General features: G+C 67.8%; 19 protein-coding genes. 5 read left to right on the top strand and 14 right to left on the bottom strand.

Annotation, left to right across the window (positions count from 1 at the left end; all coding sequences use genetic code 11):
* Positions 1-29: 29 nt before the first annotated feature.
* The 6 genes from I0K15_RS04950 to I0K15_RS04925 all read right to left on the bottom strand — a co-directional run bounded on the left by I0K15_RS04950 (position 30) and on the right by I0K15_RS04925 (position 4,774).
* Positions 30-476: an OmpA family protein gene (locus tag I0K15_RS04950; RefSeq protein WP_196104297.1), complete on the bottom strand. Its 447-nt coding sequence runs from the start codon at positions 474-476 to the stop codon at positions 30-32.
* A 168-nt stretch (positions 477-644) separates the two neighbouring features.
* Positions 645-1,796, bottom strand: a complete 1,152-nt coding sequence (locus tag I0K15_RS04945) for an FAD binding domain-containing protein (protein ID WP_196104296.1) — start codon at positions 1,794-1,796, stop codon at positions 645-647.
* A gap of 160 nt (positions 1,797-1,956) precedes the next feature.
* Positions 1,957-2,394 (bottom strand): OmpA family protein, encoded by a 438-nt coding sequence (locus I0K15_RS04940; protein WP_196104295.1) that lies wholly within the window; start codon positions 2,392-2,394, stop codon positions 1,957-1,959.
* A gap of 224 nt (positions 2,395-2,618) precedes the next feature.
* Entirely contained in the window at positions 2,619-3,305 is a 687-nt protein-coding gene (locus tag I0K15_RS04935; RefSeq protein WP_196104294.1) for a molecular chaperone DjiA, read from the bottom strand.
* A 43-nt stretch (positions 3,306-3,348) separates the two neighbouring features.
* Positions 3,349-4,176: a PhzF family phenazine biosynthesis protein gene (locus I0K15_RS04930; RefSeq protein WP_196104293.1), complete on the bottom strand. Its 828-nt coding sequence runs from the start codon at positions 4,174-4,176 to the stop codon at positions 3,349-3,351.
* A 76-nt stretch (positions 4,177-4,252) separates the two neighbouring features.
* Positions 4,253-4,774: a GNAT family N-acetyltransferase gene (locus I0K15_RS04925; protein ID WP_230374297.1), complete on the bottom strand. Its 522-nt coding sequence runs from the start codon at positions 4,772-4,774 to the stop codon at positions 4,253-4,255.
* A 33-nt stretch (positions 4,775-4,807) separates the two neighbouring features.
* On the opposite strand from I0K15_RS04925, the gene I0K15_RS04920 reads away from it, so the two are divergent.
* Entirely contained in the window at positions 4,808-8,413 is a 3,606-nt protein-coding gene (locus tag I0K15_RS04920; protein WP_196104292.1) for a hydantoinase B/oxoprolinase family protein, read from the top strand.
* Positions 8,414-8,511: 98 nt separating this feature from the next.
* Here I0K15_RS04920 and I0K15_RS04915 read toward each other — a convergent pair whose 3' ends face one another.
* The 5 genes from I0K15_RS04915 to I0K15_RS04895 form a co-directional block, all read right to left on the bottom strand.
* Positions 8,512-10,107 (bottom strand): ABC transporter ATP-binding protein, encoded by a 1,596-nt coding sequence (locus I0K15_RS04915; RefSeq protein ID WP_196104291.1) that lies wholly within the window; start codon positions 10,105-10,107, stop codon positions 8,512-8,514.
* Positions 10,104-11,216, bottom strand: a complete 1,113-nt coding sequence (locus I0K15_RS04910) for an ABC transporter permease (RefSeq protein ID WP_196104290.1) — start codon at positions 11,214-11,216, stop codon at positions 10,104-10,106. The genes I0K15_RS04915 and I0K15_RS04910 overlap by 4 nt, the downstream gene beginning before the upstream one ends.
* Positions 11,213-12,298 (bottom strand): microcin C ABC transporter permease YejB, encoded by a 1,086-nt coding sequence (locus I0K15_RS04905; protein WP_196104289.1) that lies wholly within the window; start codon positions 12,296-12,298, stop codon positions 11,213-11,215. The genes I0K15_RS04910 and I0K15_RS04905 overlap by 4 nt, the downstream gene beginning before the upstream one ends.
* Positions 12,299-12,304: 6 nt before the next feature.
* A complete protein-coding gene (locus I0K15_RS04900) occupies positions 12,305-14,224 on the bottom strand; it encodes an extracellular solute-binding protein (protein WP_196104288.1) in 1,920 nt (639 codons plus the stop codon).
* A gap of 160 nt (positions 14,225-14,384) precedes the next feature.
* The gene (locus I0K15_RS04895) at positions 14,385-15,722 is read right to left on the bottom strand and encodes a c-type cytochrome (RefSeq protein WP_196104287.1); all 1,338 of its coding nucleotides are present in this window, start codon (positions 15,720-15,722) and stop codon (positions 14,385-14,387) included.
* Between the two features lie 154 nt (positions 15,723-15,876).
* On the opposite strand from I0K15_RS04895, the gene I0K15_RS04890 reads away from it, so the two are divergent.
* Positions 15,877-16,716 (top strand): prephenate dehydratase, encoded by an 840-nt coding sequence (locus tag I0K15_RS04890; RefSeq protein WP_196104286.1) that lies wholly within the window; start codon positions 15,877-15,879, stop codon positions 16,714-16,716.
* 84 nt (positions 16,717-16,800) lie between these two features.
* On the opposite strand, the gene I0K15_RS04885 is transcribed toward I0K15_RS04890, so the two are convergent.
* The gene (locus I0K15_RS04885) at positions 16,801-17,652 is read right to left on the bottom strand and encodes a helix-turn-helix domain-containing protein (protein ID WP_196104285.1); all 852 of its coding nucleotides are present in this window, start codon (positions 17,650-17,652) and stop codon (positions 16,801-16,803) included.
* Between the two features lie 123 nt (positions 17,653-17,775).
* Here I0K15_RS04885 and I0K15_RS04880 point away from each other — a divergent pair, with 123 nt between their 5' ends.
* The 3 genes from I0K15_RS04880 to I0K15_RS04870 all read left to right on the top strand — a co-directional run bounded on the left by I0K15_RS04880 (position 17,776) and on the right by I0K15_RS04870 (position 19,752).
* Complete coding sequence (locus I0K15_RS04880; protein ID WP_196104284.1) at positions 17,776-17,976, top strand: DUF2061 domain-containing protein; 201 nt, start codon at positions 17,776-17,778, stop codon at positions 17,974-17,976.
* A gap of 125 nt (positions 17,977-18,101) precedes the next feature.
* A complete protein-coding gene (locus tag I0K15_RS04875; RefSeq protein WP_196104283.1) occupies positions 18,102-18,719 on the top strand; it encodes a TetR/AcrR family transcriptional regulator in 618 nt (205 codons plus the stop codon).
* A gap of 43 nt (positions 18,720-18,762) precedes the next feature.
* Entirely contained in the window at positions 18,763-19,752 is a 990-nt protein-coding gene (locus I0K15_RS04870; protein WP_196104282.1) for a glutathione S-transferase family protein, read from the top strand.
* Between the two features lie 206 nt (positions 19,753-19,958).
* Here the strand turns inward: I0K15_RS04870 and cobT are convergent, their stop codons facing one another.
* Both cobT and I0K15_RS04860 read right to left on the bottom strand, forming a co-directional pair.
* Positions 19,959-21,824, bottom strand: a complete 1,866-nt coding sequence (cobT, locus tag I0K15_RS04865) for a cobaltochelatase subunit CobT (protein ID WP_196104281.1) — start codon at positions 21,822-21,824, stop codon at positions 19,959-19,961.
* Entirely contained in the window at positions 21,817-22,314 is a 498-nt protein-coding gene (locus tag I0K15_RS04860) for a bacteriocin immunity protein (protein WP_196104280.1), read from the bottom strand. The genes cobT and I0K15_RS04860 overlap by 8 nt, the downstream gene beginning before the upstream one ends.
* Between the last annotated feature and the right edge of the window lies 1 nt (position 22,315).

The raw sequence follows: 22,315 nt of genomic DNA, 5'->3' as shown, positions 1-22,315 counted from the left end.
GGGGCATCTGGAAACGGGAGTGGCGGCCGTCAGTTGGACAGGCCGATCTCCACCCGGCGGTTGCGCGGCTCGCGCACGCCGTCCTCGGTCGGCACGGCGAGGTCGTTCTCGGACCGGCCCGACGCGGTGATGATCGCGGGGTTCACGCCGTCGGCGACCATCGCGCCCACGACGGTGGAGGCGCGCGCCTCCGACAGACCCTGGTTGTATTCGACGGAGCCGGAGGTGTCGGTGTGCCCGACGACCGACACCGACGTCGCACCACCGGCCATCGCGGCCGACGCGGCTTCGGACACGGTCTGCTGGCCGAGATCGGTCAGGTCAGCGCGGTCGAAGCCGAAGAAGACGGTGTATTCGGTCGCGGCGGGAGCCTCGACGGCGGGCGGGGGCGGAGGGGGCGGCGGCGCCTCCTGGACGTGAGCACATGCGCCGAGTACCGCGGAGGCACCAATCAATGCGGTGGTAACGGACTTCATCCCTCTCTCCATTCCTTGTCAGAGGTCACGACCGCGCAAGGCGCGATCCTGTCAGGTGAGATAGGGTGGCCGCGGCGGGCGCCCTCCCGCGGATCAGGTGCATCGCGGCATTTTCGAGTTTTGATGCAAAAAAGCATCTATCCGGCGCAGATTGCGATGCTCAGCCGTTCAGGCCGCGGCGATACCCAGCCCCGAATGCGCTGCGAGCCGCCGTCCGTGGCGGGCGAGCACTGTCAGGTCCGCATTTCGCGACGCGTCCCATTGTTCAAGGCGCTCCGTCGGCGGGGGCGTTCCGCCGCGCCAGTCCCGCAGGGCCTCCGCCAGCAAGGCGGCGTCGCCGAACGCCTTCGACGTGCCGGAGGCCGTGTGGGGTCGGGCCGTCCCCGCCGCATCGCCAAGCAGCACAGCACGACCATGGACGCGCGGCTGCACGTCCACGTCCTGCACCGGCTGCATGAAGAGCGTCGACGCCGCCACCAGATCGCGCAGGAGCGGCGGCAGGCAGCGCTCGGCGAGCTCCGCAACGGTGCGCATCGCGTCCTCCGAAGCCTCACCGGGCGGGAGGAAGGAGCGGAACTGCGTCCCCGACCGGCCCATCATCAGGTGGACGAGTGCCTCTTCCGGCGTGTTCACGTAGCAGACCCAGTTCACCCGCCGCGCCCCGGGCCTCGTCGCGCCGTCCGCACCCGGCACGAGGTAGCAGAGCATCTGCAGGCCCGGGCTGTTGTAGAAGGTGAACCGGTCGGCCAGCGCCGCGACCAGCTGGCGGGGCAGGGCGCTCTCTTCCTCCAGCCCGCGCCAGGCGACGTAGCCCGCGTATTGCGCGTCGCTGCCCGCGTCGGTCAGCAGCGCGCGGCAGGTGGAATTGATGCCGTCCGCGCCGATCAGCAGATCCGCCTCCGTGTCGTAGCCGTCGGCAAAGGCGATCGAGATCCCGTCCCCGCTCTGATCGATCGACATCAGCCGGCTGTCCTGCCGGTAGCAGGCATCGGCAAGATGCGCGCGCATCGTCTTGTAGAGTGTGTCCCACGCGGTCATGAGCTGCGGCGCCTGCTGCCGCTGCGGGGTGCCGTCCTGCTTGAGGAAGACCCGCTCGTGCAGCTCGACGCAGATCGCGCGGGTGCCGACGCCGATGCGGTTGAGGAGGGCCTCGATCTCCGGCTGCATGACGACGCCCGCGCCGCGCACCTGCATCGCACCCGCTGACCGCTCGTAGACCGCGACGTCAGCGCCGAGGCGGAGGCGGAGTTCGAGCGCTGCGGCCAGCCCGCCGACCGATCCCCCGACAATGGCGGCCCTGAAGGGCGGATCGACCTGCATCCCCGACGCTCCCCGAAATCCTAGCATTGCATTTGGAGACGTGTGGCGCCCTGCGGGCCGGGCAAGGTCAGGCGTGGCAGCTCACCCCTCCCGAAATGCAAAGGGCCGCCCCGGATGGAGCGGCCCTGCATCGGCCCGAAAGCCGATATGGGAACGGCGATCAGTTGATGCCGATTTCCACGCGGCGGTTGCGCGGCTCGCGCACGCCGTCTTCGGTCGGCACTGCGAGCTCGAGCTCGGAGCGGCCGGATGCCGTGATGATTGCCGGGTTCACGCCGTCCGCAACCATTGCGCCCACGACGGTGGCCGCGCGTGCCTCGGAGAGGCCCTGGTTGTACTGGACGGAGCCGACGGTGTCGGTGTGGCCCACGACGGAGACGGAGGATGCGCCAACGCTGGTTGCGGCAGCAGCTGCCTCGGACACGGTCTGCGCGCCGAGATCGGTCAGGTCGGCACGATCGAAGCCGAAGAACACCGTGTACTCGGTCGCGACGGTCTCAACCGCCGGCTCCTCGACGACAAGGACTTCCTCCTGCTGGGCGCAGGCTGCGAGTGCGAGTGCAGCACCCGCAATCATGACGGAAGAAACAGCTTTCATCCCTCTCTCCATTCCTTTGAGTCGCGACGCGGACGCGCCGCATAGGGGTTTCGGGGCCCATTGCGGACCACCTTCATTATGCGCAGTCACCAGTCCATTTCACAATGCGGAATTGCGTTTCAGCAAAAAGCATCGATTCATGCCCGGTCACAAGCCGATAACACGGCCATGTGACAGAAAGTTCCGAAAAAATCGACTGCAACCGGAGGTTGTGTTGCCGGAAGTCAGGCAGCGGTGCGTTCTTGCAGCACTTCCTCCCAGGCCCGGTTGATCGCGGCGAGCCTGCGGGTGGCGAGCTTCACCGCCTCCTCCGGCACGCCGCGGGCGACCATGCGGTCGGGATGCGTCTCACGCACCAGATCGCGCCAGCGGGTGCGCATCTCCTCCAGCGACATCTCCGGCGTGATGCCGAGCACGTCGTAGGGATCGGGCTCCGCATCCGGGACCTGACGCGCACGGATCGCGCGGAAGCACCGCTCGCCCAGACCGAAGATCTCTGCCGTGCGGCGCAGGAAATCGTTTTCCGCTGGGTGATAGACCCCGTCGGCGACGGCGATGTGGAAGAGACCTTCGAGCAGATCTTCCAGCGCCGCCTTTTCCTCGACGAACATGCTGGCGATGCGCTCGGCATAGGCCTCGTACCCCGCACTGTCCTGTCGGGCGAGGTTGAAGACCTTCGCCGCCTTCTCCTCATCGGCAGGGGCGATGTGGAAGACCTCGCGGAAGGCCGTCACCTCGTCGCGGGTCACGTGCCCGTCCGCCTTCGCCATCTTCGCCCCCAGCGCGATAACCGCGATGGTGAACGCGACGGAGCGTTCGGGCGGCGTGCGCAGACGCTCGAACACCGCCGACAGGCTCTCGCCGGAGCGGAGCGCACCGATGGCATCGTTTATGCGGGACCAGATCGACATTGGCGAAGTCTAGCAGACGCGGTTCAAAGGGCCAGAAGAAGGCTTAACGAATACGACGGATTGTTCCGCCGACCCGGACACCTGCGCCCGGTTCGGGCAGCGCCTCTGCCTCCAACTGGCAGGGAACGCCCATGTCGTGGCCTTGCAGGATGGTGAGCGGCCCGGTGAGGAGGCCGCTGTCACGCAGCCAGCCGACCATGGCCGCGGCGGCTGCACCCGTCGCCGGATCCTCCAGCACGCCACCGGAGGCGAAGGCGTTGCGGGCGTGGAACACGCCGTCCGCGTCCAGGTGGACGAGGGCGATGGTGACGAGCCCGTGCGTTTCCATCAGCGCCTTGCCCGCGGTCAGGTCATAGTCCATCGTCGCCAGCCGCGCCCGGTCCGCGAGGCGCAGCACCGCGTGGCGCGCCCCGGCCTCCGCCAACACCGGCGGCCATTCGGGGGCGAGGTCAGTGGCCGTGAGACCGAAGAGGGCGAGGATCTCATCCAGCGCCTCTTCCCCAATCGCCTGATGCCGCGCCGGGGGCGAGGTGAACTCCGCGCGCCAGCCGTTCCCGACGCGCTCCGCCGTCAGCGTCACCGCTCCGCCGGCCGTGCGCAGCGCGTAGGTCCCCGGGCCGTGTGCTGCGCCCAACGTCGCGCCGAGCGCGATCGTCGCGTGCCCGCAGAACGGCACCTCGCTCGCCGGGGCGAAGTAGCGGACATGCCAGCCGTCGCCCTCCGGCGCGGCGAAGGCCGTCTCCGAATAACCGAGATCCGCCGCGATGGCCTGCATCCGCTCCACATCGGGATGGGCGTCGCCGAGCAGGACGCCCGCCGGGTTGCCGCCGTGATCGCCATCGCTGAAGGCGGCGAGATGTTCGATGGTCATGCCGATGTCTCCTTTGCCCAGCCAGCCTGCGCCCGCCCGGGGCCTTGCGTCCAACGCCGATCCGGCATGGGTCCGATCAGAGCGGCTTATGCATCAGGACCAGATCGAGCAGGCGATCGAACTTGCGCCCCGCGCCCGGAATGCGCCCGGCCTCTTCGAAACCACAGCGGCGGTGGAAGGCGATGGCCGCCTCGTTCTCCCCGCTGATCCCCGCGATCAGCCGTTCGAGGCCCGCCGTCTGCGCCCGCTCCTCAAGTGCTGTGAGCAGCCGGCGACCGCCGCCTGCCCCCTGCGCGTCCTCCGCCAGGTAAACCGTGATCTCCGCCACATGCGCGTAGCCCGGCCCGCCGCGGAACCGGCCCCACGTCGCGAAACCCACGCAGCCGCCATCGTCGAGGACCAGCACCGGTCGCCCCGCCGCCTGTTGCGTGGCGAGCCACGTGCGTAGCGCGCCCTCGCCCTTCTCCTCGGTCGTGAAGGTCGCCGTCGTCTCGCGGATCACCCGGTTCCAGATCGCCGCGATCGCCACCGCGTCGTCGGGCCGCGCGTCCCTGATCTCGCCTGCCATGTGCTTGCCCTTCGTCGTGGTGCGCGCCAAGACTAGGCGCGAATTGGCAAAAGGACAGCGGGCATGAGCGGAGCGTGGGATTTCTGGATCGACCGCGGCGGCACCTTCACCGACATTGTCGCCCGGGATCCGGAGGGCGGCCTGCATACCGCGAAGCTCCTGTCCGAGAACCCCGAGCAGTATGAGGATGCAGCCCTTGAAGGCATCCGCCGCTTCCTCGGCGTCGACGGCACGATCCCGCTCGCGCGCGTCGCCTCGGTCAAGATGGGCACGACGGTCGCAACCAATGCTCTGCTGGAGCGGAAGGGGGATCGCACGGCGTTGGTCATCACCAGGGGCCTCGCCGATCAGCTCCGCCTCGGCTACCAGCACCGGCCCCGTCTCTTCGATCGGCATATCGTGCTGCCCGAGATGCTCTACGAGACGGTGGTGGAGGCCGACGAGCGCGTGCGTGCCGACGGCACGGTGGTGCGCCCGCTCGACGAAGCCGCGCTGCGCGACGCGCTTAAGGGCGTGAAGGGGCAGGGCATCGACGCCCTCGCCATCGTCTTCGTCCACGGCTATCGGCATCAAGCCCACGAGGCCGCGGCCGCGAAGATCGCCCGCGATCTCGGCTTCGCGCAGGTGAGCGTCAGCCATGAGGTCTCTCCGCTGATGAAGATGGTCTCGCGCGGCGACACGACGGTGGTGGACGCCTACCTCTCCCCGATCCTGCGCCGCTATGTCGATCGCGTGGCAGGCGCCTTCGACGGCGATCCGGCGGGGAAGCTGATGTTCATGCAGTCCTCCGGCGGGCTGACGGATGCGCGCATGTTCCAGGGCAAGGACGCGATCCTGTCCGGTCCCGCCGGCGGCGTGGTCGGCGCCGTCCGCACCTCCGAGATCGCGGGCTTCGAGAAGATCATCGGCTTCGACATGGGCGGCACCTCCACCGATGTCTGCCACTACGCGGGCGAATACGAGCGGGTGCTGAACACCGAGGTCGCGGGCGTGCGCATTACCGCGCCCATGATGAACATCCACACGGTCGCGGCGGGGGGCGGCTCGCTGCTCACCTTCGACGGTCAGCGGATGCGGGTGGGACCCGAGAGCGCGGGCGCCGATCCCGGCCCTGCCTGCTACGGCCGCGGCGGGCCGCTCGCGGTGACGGATGCAAACGTTCTGACCGGCAAGCTGCGGCCCGAGTTCTTCCCCGCCATCTTCGGCCCCGACGCCGACCGCCCGCTCGATGTTGATGCGACCCGCGCCGCCTTCGAAGCACTCGCGGTCGAGGCCGGGATGGCGCCGGAAGAAATGGCCGACGGCTTCCTGCGCATCGCGGTCGAGAACATGGCGAACGCGATCAAGAAGATCTCCGTCCAGCGCGGCTACGAGGTTTCGAAATACTGCCTGACGGTGTTCGGCGGGGCCGGCGCTCAGCACGCCTGCGCCATCGCCGACACGCTGGGAATGGAGACCTGCCTGATCCACCCCTTGGCCTCGCTGCTCTCCGCCTACGGCATGGGACTCGCCGACATCCGGGCGAGCCGCCAGCAGGCGCTGGAACTGGAGCTGGGAGATGCATCGCGGCTGGAGGCGGCGAATATCATCGAGAGCCTGATGGCCCAGACCGCCGACGAGGTGATCGCGCAGGGCGTGGGCGAGGAGGCGCTGCGCTTCGACAAGGTGCTCAATCTGAAGGTGAAGGGGACCGACACCGCGCTCCCCATCCCCTTCGACACGCTCGACGCACTGCGCACGGCGTTCGACACCGCCCACAAGCAACGCTTCGGCTTCGCCCCCGGCGACGTGCCGCTGGTCATCGAGAGCGTCGCGGTGGAGGCGGTGGGCGAGGCCGCGGACCTCAGCGAGAACCGTCACGAAACCGACACGCGCGACGAGATTTATGACACCGCGTTAACCGCGCCGATCTATGCGGGCGGCTGGCATGATGCCCGCTTCGTCCGCCGCGAGGTTCTCCGCCCCGGCGATACGCTCACCGGTCCCGCCGTCCTTGTCGAGCCGCATACGAGCATCGTCATCGAACCCGGGTGGCAGGCCCGGATCACGGCGCATGACCACGTCACCCTCCACCGGATCGAGCCGCGCGAGAACGCCTTCGCCGTGGGGACCGAGGCCGACCCGGTGATGCTGGAGGTCTTCAACAACCTCTACATGTCCATCGCCGAGCAGATGGGCGCGGTGCTGGAAAACACCGCCGCCTCCGTCACGATCAAAGAGCGGCTGGATTTCTCCTGCGCCGTCTTCGATGCGGAGGGCGACCTGATCGCCAACGCGCCGCATATGCCGGTGCATCTGGGCTCGATGGGTGCCTCCGTGAAGGCGATCATCGCGCAGAACCCGGACATGGGGCCGGGCGATGTCTACGTGCTCAACGCGCCCTACAACGGCGGCACGCACCTGCCGGACATCACGGTCGTGCAGCCCGTGTTCTCCGAGGGCGGCGACCTGCTCTTCTTCACCTCCGCGCGTGGACACCATACGGATGTAGGCGGCCTCACCCCCGGCTCGATGCCCCCCGACAGCCGCACGATCCACGACGAGGGCGCGCTGATCGACAACTGGAAGCTGGTCGATGCGGGGCGGTTTCGGGAGGGCGAGACCCGCGACCTCCTCCTCTCCGCCAAGTACCCGGTCCGCGCCGTCGACACCAACATCGCCGATCTCAAGGCGCAGGTGGCAAGCTGCGAGAAGGGGGCGCAGGAGCTCCTGAAGATGGTCGCGCTTTTCGGCCTCGACGTCGTGCGCGCCTACATGGACCATGTGCAGAACAACGCCGAGGAATGCGTGCGCCGCGCCATCGAGACGCTGCACGACGCCGAATACACCTACGCCATGGACCCCGATTTCGACGGCAACCCGCGCGAGATCCGGGTGAAGATCAGCGTGGACCGCGAGGCGCGGTCGGCCAGGATCGACTTCACGGGCACCACGGGCCAGCTCGCCACCAACTACAACGCGCCCGAGCCGGTGACGCGGGCGGCGGTCCTCTACGTCTTCCGCCTGCTGGTCGATGACGACATCCCGATGAACGAGGGCGTGATGAAACCGCTGGAGGTCGTGCTGCCGCAGGGCACCATGCTCTCCCCCGAATATCCCGCGGCAGTGATTGCGGGGAACGTGGAGACGTCGCAGGCCGTGACCTCGGCCCTCCTGCTGGCGCTGGGCGTCCAGGCGGCGGCGCAGTCCACGATGAACAACACGACCTTCGGCAACGCGACCTACCAGTATTACGAGACGATCTGCGGCGGCTCCGGCGCGGGCGTGCTCAACAACGGCAAGGGGCATCCGGGCACCGGGGGGGTGCACACGCACATGACCAATTCGCGCCTGACCGATCCGGAGGTGCTGGAATGGCGCTTCCCGGTGGTGCTCGACGAGTTCTCCCTGCGCCGCGGCTCGGGCGGCGAGGGACGGTTCCGCGGGGGTGACGGCACGCGGCGGCGCATCCGGTTCCTGGAGGAGATGACGCTCGCCGTCCTCTCAGGTCACCGCACGCTGCCGCCTCCCGGCCTGGACGGGGGCGGGCCGGGCGCGCTGGGGATCAGCCGCGTGACCCGTGCGGATGGCAGCGAGGAGACTTTGCGCTCCGCCGACAAGACCGAGATGGCGCCAGGCGACACCTACTGGCTCGACACACCCTCTGGCGGAGGCTACGGGCGCGCCTGACGGCGCGGGCCTTCGGCGAGGATATTTGGGCGAATCCGAAGGAGGCTTTCGGATTCGCCCAAATATCCATGTCGGAAGGCGAGCAGCCCGCGCGACGGCTATTCGGCCGCCGCCACGTCGCCCGGCGTGCCGAAGGCCGCGCGCATCAGCTCGCGGGTATAGTCGGTCTGCGGCGCGTCGAAGATCGCATCCGCGGGCCCCTGTTCCACCACATCGCCGAGGCGCATGACCATGACCTTGTGGCTCATCGCGCGCACCACCTTCAGGTCGTGGCTGATGAAGATGTAGCCGAGGCCGTAGCGCCGTTGCAGCTCGCGCAGGAGGTCCACGATCTGGACCTGCACGGTCATGTCGAGCGCCGAGGTTGGCTCGTCGAGCACCACCAGTTTGGGCCGCAGGATCATCGCCCGCGCGATGGCGATACGCTGGCGCTGACCGCCGGAAAACTCGTGCGGGTAGCGGTCCATCGTCTCCGGGTCGATGCCGACCTCCGCAAGGATCTCGGCCACCTGGTCTCGCGCCGTGCGCCCGTCGCCGGTGCCGTGCACGCCAAGCCCCTCGGCCACGATCTCCGCCACGCTCATACGCGGTGACAGCGAGCCGTAGGGGTCCTGGAACACGATCTGCATGTCGGCGCGCAGCGGGCGGAGCTGCTTGTTCTTCAGCCCCTGGATGTCTCGCCCGAGAAAGACGATCGGCCCTTCGGAGGAGATCAGCCGCATGATGGCGAGCGCCAGCGTGGTCTTGCCCGACCCGCTCTCTCCCACCACGCCCAGCGTCTCGCCCGCGCGGACGGTCACGGTCGCGGCATTCACGGCCTTCACATGGCCCGTGACCCGGCGCAGGAGGCCCGTCTTGATCGGGAACCAGATCCGGAGGTCCTTCGTCTCCACCAGCGTGTCAGCGCCACTCGGCACCGGTTGCGGCTTGTCGGTGGGCTCGGCGGCCAGCAGCTTCTGCGTGTAGGGGTGCTGCGGATCGGCGAAGAGGCGGGCGGTCGGGCCCTGTTCCACGATCTCGCCGTCCTTCATCACGCAGACCCGGTCGGCGATGCGGCGCACGATGCCGAGGTCGTGCGTGATGAAGAGCATCCCCATCCCCTCATCCCGCTGCAGCGCCTTCAACAGCTCCAGGATCTGCGCCTGGATCGTGACGTCGAGCGCGGTGGTCGGCTCGTCGGCCACCAGCAGCTTCGGCCCGTTGGCGAGCGCCATGGCGATCATCACGCGCTGGCGCTGCCCGCCGGAGAGCTCGTGCGGATAGCTCTTCAACCGATTCTCGGCATCGCGGATGCCCACCCGGTCGAGCAGTTCGATGATGCGCGCGCGCGCCGTGTCACCGCTCAGCCCCTGGTGGATCGCGAGGCTCTCCCCGATCTGCTTCTCGATGGTCTGGAGCGGGTTGAGCGAGGTCATCGGCTCCTGAAAGATGAAGCTGATGTCGTTGCCCCGGATCTCCCGCAGGGTTTGCGGCGTGGCACCCCGGATCTCCCGCCCCTCGTAGCGGACGGAGCCGGTGACCGTGGCGCTGTCGGGCAAGAGCTCGACGGTGGACAGCGCGGTGAGCGACTTGCCCGATCCGCTCTCCCCGACCAGAGCGACCGTTTCACCCTTCTCGACGGTGAAGCTCACGCCGCGCACCGCCTGCATCTCGGCAAAGCTCACGCGTAGATCTTGGACCTCGAGCAGGCTCATTTCAGCACCTTCCGCGGGTCGAACGCGTCCCGCACGCCCTCGAAGATGAAGACGAGAAGCGACAGCATGATGGCGAGGCTGAGGAACGCGGTGATCCCCAGATGCGGCGCGGTCAGGTTGTTGCGGGCCTGGAGCGCGAGTTCCCCCAACGAAGGGTAGTTCGACGGCAGGCCGAAGCCGAGGAAGTCGAGCGTGGCGAGCCCTGCGATGGACGATGTGATCAGGAACGGCATCAGCGTCACCGTCGCCACCATCGCGTTCGGCAGCACATGGCGGAACATGATGACCCCGTCCGTCACGCCAAGCGCGCGGGCCGCTCGGACATATTCGAAGTTGCGTGCCCGCAGGAACTCCGCCCGCACGACGCCCACCAGCGCCGTCCAGGAGAAGAGTGAGATCAGCGCCACCAGCAGCCAGAAGTTCATGGTGAAGAGGGCGGCCGCGATGATGATGATGTAGAGCGACGGCGTCGCCCCCCAGATCTCCACGAACCGCTGGAAGAAGAGGTCGAGCCAGCCGCCGAAATAGCCCTGCACGGCGCCCGCCGCGATCCCCACGACCGAGGAGATGAAGACGGTGGCGAACGCGAACAGCACCGCCGTGCGGAAGCCGTAGATCACGCGCGCCAGCACGTCGCGCGCCTGATCGTCGGTGCCCAGCAGATGCAGCGCGTCCGGCGAGGACGGCGCCCGCGCGACCTCGTAGCTGATCGTGTTGAAGGAGTAAGGGTTGAGCGGCCAGATCATCCAGCCCGCTGGCACCACCTCGCCCTCCACGGTGCCCGAAGCCTCCGCCTCGGCCATCGCCTCCTCGGGGATGTCGAAGCACGCCTCCGACCCGCCGGTGGTGATCAGGCACTGCACGTAAGGATCGCGGAAATCGGCGAGGAAGCCGGGATCGCCGCCGAAATCCACCTCCTCGTAGACGCCGCCAAGCGCGGGGAACATCAGCTCCCCCTGGTAGGACAGCACGATGGGCCGGTCGTTGGAGATGACCTCGGCAATCAGCGACAGCCCGAACAGTACGGCGAAGATCCAGAAGGACCAGAGCGCGCGCCTGTTCCCGCGAAAGGCATTGAGCCGCCGGCGTTGGAGAGGGGTGAGCGTCATGTCTGGCGGCTCTCGAAATCGATGCGCGGGTCCACCAGCACGTACATCAGGTCGGACAGGATCCCGATCAGCAGCCCGATCAGGCCGAAGACGTAGAGCGTGCCGAAGACGACGGGGTAATCCCGCTCCACCGCCGACTGGAAGCCGAGCAGCCCCAGCCCGTCGAGGGAGAAGATCGTCTCGATGATCAGGCTTGCCCCGAAGAAGACCGAAACGAACAGCCCCGGAAAGCCCGCGATGATGATGAGCATCGCGTTGCGGAACACGTGACCGTAGAGCACGCGGCTCTCCGTCAGGCCCTTGGCCCTCGCAGTCATCACGTATTGCTTGCGGATCTCGTCGAGGAAGGAGTTCTTCGTCAGCAGCGTCAGCGTGGCGAAACTCGCGATGGTGGATGCGATCACCGGCAGCGTGATGTGCCACAGGTAGTCGGTGATCTTCTGCCACCACGGGAACGTCTCCCACCCCGGGGAGGTGAGACCCCGTGCCGGGAAGATCTGGAAATACGACCCGCCCGCGAACAACACCAGCAGCAGAACGGCGAACAGGAAGCCCGGGATCGCGTAGGCCACGATGATGATGCCGGAGGTGTAGGTGTCGAACCGCGTGCCGTCCTTCACCGCCTTGCGGATGCCGAGCGGGATGGAGATGAGGTAGGCGATCAGCGTCGACCACAGGCCCAGCGTGATCGACACCGGCAGCTTCTCGATCACAAGATCGACGACGGAGATCGAGCGCTGGTAGCTCTCCCCGAAATCGAACTGCAGGTAGTTCCACATCATCAACAGGAACCGCTCGGCGGGCGGGCGGTCGAGGCCGAACTGCTCTTCCAGCTCCGCGATGAAGTCGGGGGGCAGACCGCGGGCGCCCTGATACTCACCGCCGCCCTGCGCCGTCTCGATCCCCGCATCGCCACTACCGCCCGTGAAGCGCTCGGTAGAGCCTGCGGCGCCGTTGATCTCGGCAATGATCTGCTCGATCGGGCCGCCCGGCAGGAACTGCGTCAGGGTGAAGTTGATCAGCATGATCCCGAACAGGGTCGGGATCACCAGAAGCAGACGGCGAAGGATGTAGGCGCCCATGACGGATCAGAGCACCCCGGCCGCGCGCAGCCGATCGGCCTTCTCCTCGTCCCACCACCATGTGCCGGTGGCGAGCGAGTAGGGCGGGATGATCTCGGGCCGGGAATAGACATCGAGATAGGCCACGAAGTACTGGCCCGAATGCCATTGCGGCACCCAGATGAACATCGAGCGCAGCACCCGGTCGAGCGCCTGGACCCGCGTGCGCAGCTCGTCCCGCGTCTCCGCCTCGCCGATGCGCAACAGGAGCTGATCGACGCCCTCGTTGGCGATGCCCGAAAGGTTGAAGGTGTCGGGCTCGTTGGCGCTTTGCGAGCCGAAGATCACCTGCGTGCTCTGGCTCGGCGTCAGCGACATGCGGAAGCCCTGCGTGACCATGTCGAAGTCGAGCTCCCGCTGGCGACGCTGGGCCTGGGCGGCGTCCACCATCTCCGCATCGACGTCGATGCCGATCGCTTCGAGGTTCTGGGCAAAGCCGTTGATGATCCGCTCGAAGGACGGGCTGTCGTTCAGGATCTCGATCCGGAACTGCTCACCCGCCTCGTTGACGAGCCGCCCGTTTTGCAGCGTCCAGCCCGCCTCGCGGAAGAGTTGCACGGCGCGGCGCTGCAGCCGCCGGTCAAGCCGCTGCCCGCCGGAGACGGGGGGCACGTATGCCTCCTCGCTGAACACCGTCTCGGGGATGTAGTCGCGCACCGGCTCCAGCAGGGCAAGTTCCTCCTCCGAAGGCATTCCGGTCGCCTGGAAATCCGTATTCTCCCAGAAGCTGTCGGTCCGGTTGTAGAGGCCGTAGAACAGCGCCTGGTTCGCGAACTCGAAGTTGAACATCAGGCTGATCGCCTCGCGCACCCGCGGGTCCTGGAACCGGTCGCGCCGCATGTTTATCCACCAGCCCTGCGTGCCGACCGAGCGGCCATCTGGCAGCGTCTCCCGCGCCACGTAGCCGTCGTTGAGCGCGGGCCAATCATAGGCCGTGGCCCACAGGCGCGAGGTGTTCTCCTGCCGGAAGGTGTAGACGCCCGCCTTGAACGCCTCGAACGCGGCGGTGGAGTCGGTGAAGTACTCCCAGCGGTATTCGTCGAAATTGTTGGAGCCGACGTTCACCGGCAGATCGGCGCCCCAGTAGTCCTCGACCCGCTCGTAGACGACCGAGCGGCCTGCATCGATGCTCTTGAGCCGATAGGGGCCGGAGCCCGGGATCGGGTCCAGCGTCGTCTGCGTGAAGTCATTGTTGTCGAGCCAGTCCTTCGACAGAATCGACATGCCGCCCGCCAGCAGGGGCAGGTTGCGCGTCGAGACACCGTCCTTGAAATCGAAGCGGACGCGGTGGGTGTCGAGCGCCTCGACCCCCTCGAAATCGGCGAAGATGCCGAGGCGGTAGCGCGCCGGGTTGCCGAACTCCATCAGCGCGTCATAGGTCGCGACCACATCCTCCGCCGTGATCGGCGTACCGTCGTGAAAGCGCGCCTCGGGCCGCATGTTGAAGATGACCCAGCTCCGATCCTCGGGATACTCGATGGTCTCTGCCACCAGCCCGTAGGCTGAATCCGGCTCGTCGGCGCTGCCCGCCATCAGGCTGTCATACATCAGCGCCGCGCCGCCGACGGCCACGCCGTCCCGGACGAAGGGATTGGCGCTGTCGAAGGTGCCGAACGCCCATTGCGAGAAGTAGCCGCCCTTGGGTGCCTCCGGGTTCACGTAGTCGAAATGCGCGAAACCCTCTTCGTATTTCAGCGCGCCGAAGGAGGAGATGCCGTGCGCCACGGTCACGCCGCCCTCATGGCCCTCCGCCCACGCGGTAGCTGCGCCCGTCAGGACGAGCGCGAAGGCGATCCCGGCGCGGCGGACCCGTTCAAGGAACCCGGCGCCCGTTTCGTCAGGGCGTGGGGCGGCACGGAGACGGGCTTTGCGCAGGCTGAAAACCATCTGGATCCCTTCGGCAACTGAGATACCTTAATCGTTAGGTCGCGCCCCGGGTGGTGACAACCCGCGAAGCGAACGACGCGACGCATCCACGCAGCCCCAGATGTGAAAAAGCCGCCCGGTCGGGGCGGCTTCCTCGCAATTTCAGTCGGTTAGGAGTGCGTCACTCCGCACCCGCCGCCTCGAGATAGGCGATCAGGTTTGCGCGATCTTCCTCGCTGCGCATCCCGGCATAGCCCATCCGCGTGCCCGGCACCCACTGACGCGGGTTCTCCAGGTAGCCGTTGAGCTCCTCGTAGGTCCAGACGCCGCCCTTCTCGGCCAGCGCGCCGGAGTAGTTGAAGCCCTCCACCGAGGCCACTTCACGGCCGACGATGTTGTAGAGGTGCGGGCCCGCGCGGTTCACGCCGTCCTCCAGCACGTGACAGGCACGGCAGGCGCGGAACAGGCTCTCGCCCGCTTCGGCGGATGCGTTCTGCATGAAGGCGGGAACGGCTGCAGCGGCGTCCTCGGCCGGAGCGGCTTCTTCCGCGGGTGCGGCCTCGGCGGCTTCGTCAGCCGGCGCTTCCTGCTCCGCCGTCTCGGTCACCTGAGCCTCTTCCGTTGCCGCAGTCTCTTCTTCGGTCACGGCGACGTCGGCTTCGGCGGTCGCCGTCTCTTCGGCAGGTGCTTCGGCGGTCTCTTCCTCAACGGGAGCTTCCTCTGCCGGCGCTTCGGCGGCCTCTTCTTCAACCGGAGCTTCTTCCGCGGGCGCCTCGGCCGCATCCTCTTCGACCGGTGCTTCTTCCGCGGGCGCCTCGGCCGCATCCTCTTCGACCGGCGCTGCTTCCGCAGGTGCCTCGGCCGCTTCTTCCTCGACCGGTGCTTCTTCCGCCGGAGCCGCTGCCGTCTCTTCCTCGGTCATCGCCTCTTCGGTGGCGGCCGCTTCTGTGGCTTCACCCTCGACGGAGGCTTCCTCCTCCGGCAGCACGATGAATTCGGAGATGTCCTGACCACCGGCCGCCGCGATGTAGGCGATCACGTCGGCGCGGTCCTCGGCGCGGCGCATTCCGTTATAGGCCATCTTGGTGCCGGGCGCCCAGCCCCGCGGGTTCTCGATGAAGGCGCTGATTGCTTCGGCGGTCCAGACATCACCCATCCCGGCGAGCGCATCGGAGTAGTCATAGCCTGCGACGCTGCCGATCTCCCGGCCCAGCAGGCCGACGAGGTGCGGACCGACGCCGTTGGCCTCCTCCTCCGCGTTGTGGCATGCGGCACACGCCCGGAACGACGATGCCTCGGCGGAGGCGGTTTGCAGAAGCTCACCGATCGACGGGCCGGCGTCTGCCACCTCGACCTCGGCGCCCTCTTCCTCGGGCAGTTCGATCTCGAAGGCGAGATGCTCCTCGTCATGCCCGCCATAGAAGCCGTAGACGCTATCGCTGACCCAGCCGAACAGCAGGAGCAGGAGGAACGCCCCCAGCACCCCGGCTACGATCTTGTTGAGTTCGAGACTGTCCATGCGATAGGCACCTTCCTCACTGACCGGGACGGCTGGCCCGGAGGTTCCGAATTTCCAGCGTGTAGTAGCCGTTCCCCCACACGGTTTTCAAGGTATAGAAGGCGCGACGAAGCGACCTCGTTCCGGGGGCGCGACCATAGGGCACGAGGCTTGAATGAATAGGACTGGAACCATCTCTTTCCAGGGGGAGCTCGGCGCGTATTCCCATCAGGCGTGCCGCGAGATGTTTCCGGACATGGAGCCGTTGCCCTGCCGAACCTTCGAAGGCGCGATCGAGGCCGTGCGCACCGGCCGCGCCGATCTGGGCATGATCGCGGTCGAGAACTCGACCTATGGCCGCGTGGCCGACGTGCACCAACTGTTGCCCGACAGCGGCCTGCACATCATCGGTGAGCACTTCGTGCGCGTGCACATCAACCTTCTGGCGCTGCCCGGCACGACGCTCGGCACCGTGCGCGAGGCGATGAGCCACACGGTGTTGCTGGGCCAGTGCCGCAGCTTCCTCAACACCCACGGCATCCAGCCGATCACCGGGGCGGACACGGCCGGTTCCGCGCGGACGGTGGCGGAGCTCGCCGACCCCGCCCGGGCCGCGCTCGCCTCGGAGCTTGCTGGGGAGATCTACGGCCTCGACGTGCTCGCCCGCCATATCGAGGACGCGCACAACAACACGACCCGCTTCCTCGTCATGGCGCCCCACGGTGTGCTGCCCGAGGTCTCGGACCGGCCGATGATGACGAGCTTCCTCTTCCGGGTGCGCAACATCCCGGCGGCGCTTTACAAGGCGATGGGCGGGTTCGCGACGAACGGCGTCAACATGACGAAGCTCGAAAGCTACATGACCGACGGCTCCTTCACCGCGACGCAGTTCTTCGCGGAGGTCGACGGCCACCCGGACGAGCCGGGCGTGGCCCGCGCGCTGGAGGAGCTCGACTACTTCACCTCGTCGCTCCGCATCCTCGGGGTCTATCCGAAGAGCGGCTTCCGCCTCTGAGCACCGTGCGCCTCCGGCGGGCGTATTGTTTGGAAAGATGAAAGCGGCCCGCGCCTTCATCTTTCCCCAAATGCGCCCTTCCCGTCAGCGCACCATGCGATCGCGCAACTGACGGATCGCGGCGGCCGCATCGCGCGCGTCGATCTCCGCCTCCCGCACCAGACGGTCGAAATGGCGGGAGAGGGACGCGACGCGGCTCGACTCGCGGAAGGCGAGGTAGCTCTGCCCGATATAGATGATCGCGAGGATCGGGCCGAAGGTGGTGATCGGCGCCGAGTAGACCCGGTGCATGTCGAACTGGAAGAGCCGCAGCGTGGGGTAGAGCCGCTCGCAGTCCTCCGCCATGCGCCGGAGCTGCTCGGCCCGGATGTCGCGGTCGAGCCCGAACCAGTAGCCCGTCCCGGCGGCGAAGGCGGACAGGGCCGAGAGCGGCATCGCGATCTCGTAATCCGATTGCTGCCGGTCGAGCCAGGCCATCGCGTCCTCCGTCGCGCCGATCGCCTGATCGGTGGTCCGGTCCGCGGCGGGCGCGTATTCCCAGGCGATGACCTCCGGCGTTTTCAGGAAGTCGGGCAGGGTGGCGGGCACGTGGCGGATCTTGTAGCCACGCGCCTCCTCGTGCCAAGCCATGAGCTGTGCATCCACCGCGCTGCGCGCCGCATCCGTCATGGTCATCGCGTTGGCGATCAGGTCGCCGGGCCGCTCTGGCCGGTCGGTGAGCCCCGCCAGCCAGTCCATCGAGACGCCGAGCGCCACGGCCGCATCGGCGGCGAGCTGCACGTTGGGCAGCCGGACCTCGCCCGCGGACAGGAGCTGGGAGATCGTGGAGCGGTCCACGCCCGTCTCCCGCGCCAGCGCGCTGCGGCTCACGCCCTTTACGGTCATCGCCTGGTCGAGCCGTTCGCGGAACAGGGCGGCGCGCGCGCGTTTGTCCATTTTTCCACCGGGTGTTGAGAAAAGTCATCAGCCGAGACTTCGTGCAGCGTAAGCTCCGAATTCCCGCGTGTCGAGCCGCAGCCTACACAGGGGGCATCACGTCACCAACGAAAGGGATTTCCGATGGATCGCCCGATCCGAACCGTCGCAAAGGCCGTCTGCTGGCAGATGCTCGGCCTCATCTCCATGGGCCTGATCGGCCTCGTCTTCACCGGCTCGCTGACCCAAGGCGCGGGCATCGCGCTGAGCGGCGCCGTCACGGGCCTTGCCACCTACGTGGTGCACGAACGGGTCTGGGCGCGGATCGGGTGGGGCCGGATCTGACGCGCGCACCTGCCATTTGGTGCCTTTTCGCTACGGAACGCGCAGGCGTGATCGGCGGATCGCCGCGGGATCGTTGTCAACTGGACGCTTGTTCAGTTAGTCTGGACCCCGGACAGGGGATCGCGATGGCACGAAAGACCGGGTCGAACGGGGAGAAGACGAGGGCCGCGGTGGAGGAAGCCGCCATCCGGCTCATCGCCCGCCACGGCTTCGCCGCCGTCTCCATGCGCCAGATCGCGCGGGAGGTCGGCGTGCAGGCGGGCGCCCTCTACCTCTACACTCCTGACAAGCAGAGCCTGCTCTTCGACATCATGCGCGGGCATATGGAGCATCTGCTCGCGAGCTGGGAAGCCGAGGCGCCGGACCCCGCCACCCCTGCCGTCGCGCGGCTGGAGCGGCTGGTGCGTTTCCACATCGACTACCACATCCACCGGCCCGAAAAGGTCTTCATCTCCTACATGGAGCTGCGCAACCTCGAGCCCGACAACTTCGCCGAGATCGAGCGCCTGCGTCGCGCCTACGAGGGCGTTCTGGAGGACATTCTGCGCGCCGGAGCGGCCGACGGCGTCTTCCACATGGAGGACGCGCGGATCACCACGATGGCGATGATCGCCATGCTCACCGGGGTCTCCACCTGGTATCGCGACAGTGGACGGTTGCAACCGGCGGCAATCGCAGCACATTACGTCGATATGGCCTTCCGGCTGGTTGGGGGAGCGCGCATCGCGCAAGCCGCCGAGTAGCGCCGGACACGAAGGCGCCTGCCTGCCGGAGACGGATCTTTCCATGAGCGCACGTTACGAGCTGATCGGCCTCACGGCCTCGCCCTACTCCATGAAGGTGCGCGCGCTCCTGCGCTATCGCCGCATCCCCTTCGACTGGATCGTGGAGATGCCGCAGCTCACGGGCCGCAAGGTCGAGGTCTCGCCCGTGCTGCTGCCGGTGCTGCGTCACCCGATGGGCCGGGACATGACGGATTCGACCGAGATCGCGGGCATCCTGGAGCGTGAGATCATCAACGGGCGCGAGGTTGTGCCGCCGGGCGACGACGCCGCCTTCCTCAACGCGCTGATCGAGGACATGGCCGACGAGTGGCTCACGAAGGCGATGTTCTGGTACCGCTGGTCGACACCCGAGGGCGCTGATTTTGCCATGCGCTGGCTCGGCGGCGAGATCGGCGCGACTGTGCCCGAGGCGATGCGACCCGTCCTGCCCGCCACGGTGCGCAAGCGGCAGGAGGACCGGATGCCCATGGTGGGTGCGACAGCGGAGAACGGCCCGGTGATCGAGGCGGGCTACCGCGCGGTGCTCGCCGCGATGAACGGGTTGCTGGAGGAGCGCGGCTACCTCTTCGGTTCGCGGCCCGCGCTCGCCGATTTCGCGCTGTTCGGCCAGCTCAGCCAGCTCGCCTTCGACCCGGTCTCGGAGCGGATCATGATGGCCGAGGGCGAAGCTGTGGCCCACTGGCTGCGGCGGATCGATGACGCGTCCGGGCTGGAGGGGGCGTGGGAGGACGACCTCACCGTGCTGCGCCCGCTGCTGGAGCTGGTCGGCGGCGACTATCTGCCGTTTCTGGAGGCCAACGCGGCCGCGCTCGACGCCGAGCAGAACATGCTGGAGGTCGAGCTCGCTTCCGGCCCCTACCGCCAGATGCCGTTCCGCTGGCAGGCCAAGTGCCTCGACCGGCTGCGGGAGCTCCATGCGGGCGCCGACCTGAACCCCGCGATCCGGGAGATGCTGGAGCAGACCGGCTGCGACCGGGTGCTTCAGGGGTAGCCTTAGCGCCCGCTGCGGGCGGCGGGATCTGGATACGTGGGCGAATCCGAAAGGGTGGGGTGCGCGTCTGTTAGGCCGCACGCCCGGTTGGGCTGTCGTGTTTGAGTATTTGGGCGAACTCGAAAGGCTGAGGCAGCGGTAGCGCGGCGCAGCCGCGCCCGGCCCAACGGGAGGGAGCCGGCAGGCGCGCGACGGGCGGGAGGGCTTCAGCCCGCCTTGCGCCGTTCGGCCTTGGCGCGCAGGCGCGGGTCCGCCTCGAAGAGGGCGGCGAGCTGTTCGGTCATCGCACCCGCGAGCTGCTCCACGTCGGTGATCGTCACGGCCCGCTGGTAGTAGCGGGTCACGTCGTGGCCGATGCCGATGGCGAGCAGTTCGACCTGCTTGCGCCGCTCGATCATCGCGATCACGTCGCGCAGGTGCTTTTCGAGGTAGTTCGGCGGGTTGGCCGACAGGGTGGAATCGTCCACCGGCGCGCCGTCGGAGATCACCATCAGGATGCGCCGCGCCTCGGGCCGCCCGGTCAGGCGCTTGTGTGCCCATTCCAGCGCCTCGCCGTCAATGTTCTCCTTCAGCAGCCCTTCCTTCATCATCAGGCCGAGGTTCGGGCGCACGCGGCGCCATGGGGCATCCGCGCGCTTGTAGATGATGTGGCGCAGGTCGTTGAGGCGGCCGGGCATCGGCGGGCGGCCGGCATGCAGCCAGCTCTCACGGCTCTGCCCGCCTTTCCAGGCGCGGGTGGTGAAGCCCAGGATCTCGACCTTCACTTGGCAGCGCTCCAGTGTCTGGGAGAGGACGTCCGCACAGATCGCCGCGATGGAGATCGGGCGGCCGCGCATGGAGCCGGAATTGTCGAGGAGGAGGGTCACCACCGTGTCGCGGAACTCCGTGTCCTGCTCGACCTTGAAGCTCAGCGGCGTCGTCGGGTTCGCGACTACGCGGGCGAGGCGACCCGCGTCGAGCACGCCTTCCTCCTGATCGAAGTCCCAGCTCCGGTTCTGCTGCGCCTGGAGGCGGCGTTGCAGCCGGTTGGCGAGGCGCGATACAGCACCTTTCAGCGGCTCGAGCTGCTGGTCGAGATAGGCACGCAGGCGTTCGAGCTCGTCGGGACCGGCGAGGTCCTCGGCCATCACCTCCTCGTCGAAATCGGTGGTGAAGACGTCGTAGTTCGGGTCGGCCTCGCTGATCGGCGGGGGCGGGAGGTCGGCGGGCGGCTCGCCCTCCTGCATCTCCGCATCCTCGGCCATGTCGGCCTCTTCGGTCTCGTCCTGGGCGACCTGCGCCTCGGCGGCGTCGGGATCGGCTTCGGAGGTTTCCTCGGAGGTCTCGTCGGAAGCCTCGGTCTCGTCCTGCTGATCGCCGCCGTCCTGCTCGGCCTCGGGCTCCTCCTGCTCCTCGGCCTCCGCGTCGGCGCCCTCCTCCTCGTCGCCCGCATCGGGATCGTCGCCGAGCTCCTCGCCATAGCCGAGATCGTCGATGACCTGGCGGGCGAAGCGGGCGAAGGCGCGCTGGTCGGCGAGCACTTCGTCGAGATTTTCGAGGGTGGCGCCGGCCTGCTGCTCGAGGAAGCCGCGCCAGAGCTCCATCACGTTGTTGGCGGATTCCGGCAGAGGCCGGCCTGTGGCGAGGTGGCGGACGAGGTAGCCCGCGGCCTCGGCGAGCGGGGCCTGCGACGCCTCGATGATGTCGCCGTAGCCCATGCGCTGGGCGTCCGCCTCGATCTTCGCATCGATGTTGCCCGCACAGCCCGGCATGGCGCGGGTGCCCACGGCCTCGCACCGGGCCTTCTCCATCGCCTCGTAGATGTCGCGGGCCATCTCGCCCTGCGGGACGTAGCGGTTGTGAGTGGATGCGTTGTGGAAACGTGTGCGCAGCGCGTAGGCGTCTGCCGTGCCGCGGGCGAGCATCACCTCGTCACGGGTCATGCGGCGCGTGACCTGCGGCAGCCGCGCGGTGTCATTCGACATGCCCGGCGGGTCGACGGAGTAGCTGACCTTCATCTCCGGCTCGTTGGCGAGCGTGCGGGTGGCCTCGGCCAGGGCCTTCTTGAACGGGTCTGCGGGGTTGTCACTCATATTCTGGCAGTTCCGTTGTGATTGCCTGCGCGCTCAGCGCCTCGTCCACGATATCTTCGGCCGATGGTTCGGCCTTGCCAAGACGATCCAGCCAGTCCTGCGCCGGGTAGTGGATCAGGTCCGAGACCGCGGGGTGCGCCACGTTCCGGTCGAAGAGCGAGAGATAGTAGTGGTACTCCCGCTCGCTCAGCACGGAGCGGATGCGCTCCACGATGTCGATGAACTCCGCCCGGGTGAGGTCGGTCACCCGCGGCGCCTCGGGCGTCAGGGCGATCTCTGCGGCGTCGCGATCGGTCATGTGACCGTAGAGCTCGCGGTAGTACTCCGCCTCCAGATCGTCGTGACCGCTCAGCGCGCGCAGCATCTCCAGCGGGGCCGACACGTCGTCACCGGTGTCGAGGCCGTCGACGATGTCGGCGACCAGATGCTCGGCCGTGTCGACCATCTCTGGATCGAGCGCCGGCGGGTGGAGTTCCGGGCGCAGCGCCATG

The sequence above is a fragment of the Pontivivens ytuae genome, from assembly GCF_015679265.1.
In the GTDB taxonomy this organism is placed as follows: domain Bacteria; phylum Pseudomonadota; class Alphaproteobacteria; order Rhodobacterales; family Rhodobacteraceae; genus Pontivivens; species Pontivivens ytuae.
Note: the sequence above shows the minus strand (reverse complement) of the source record. Positions and strands in the feature narration are given on the sequence as shown.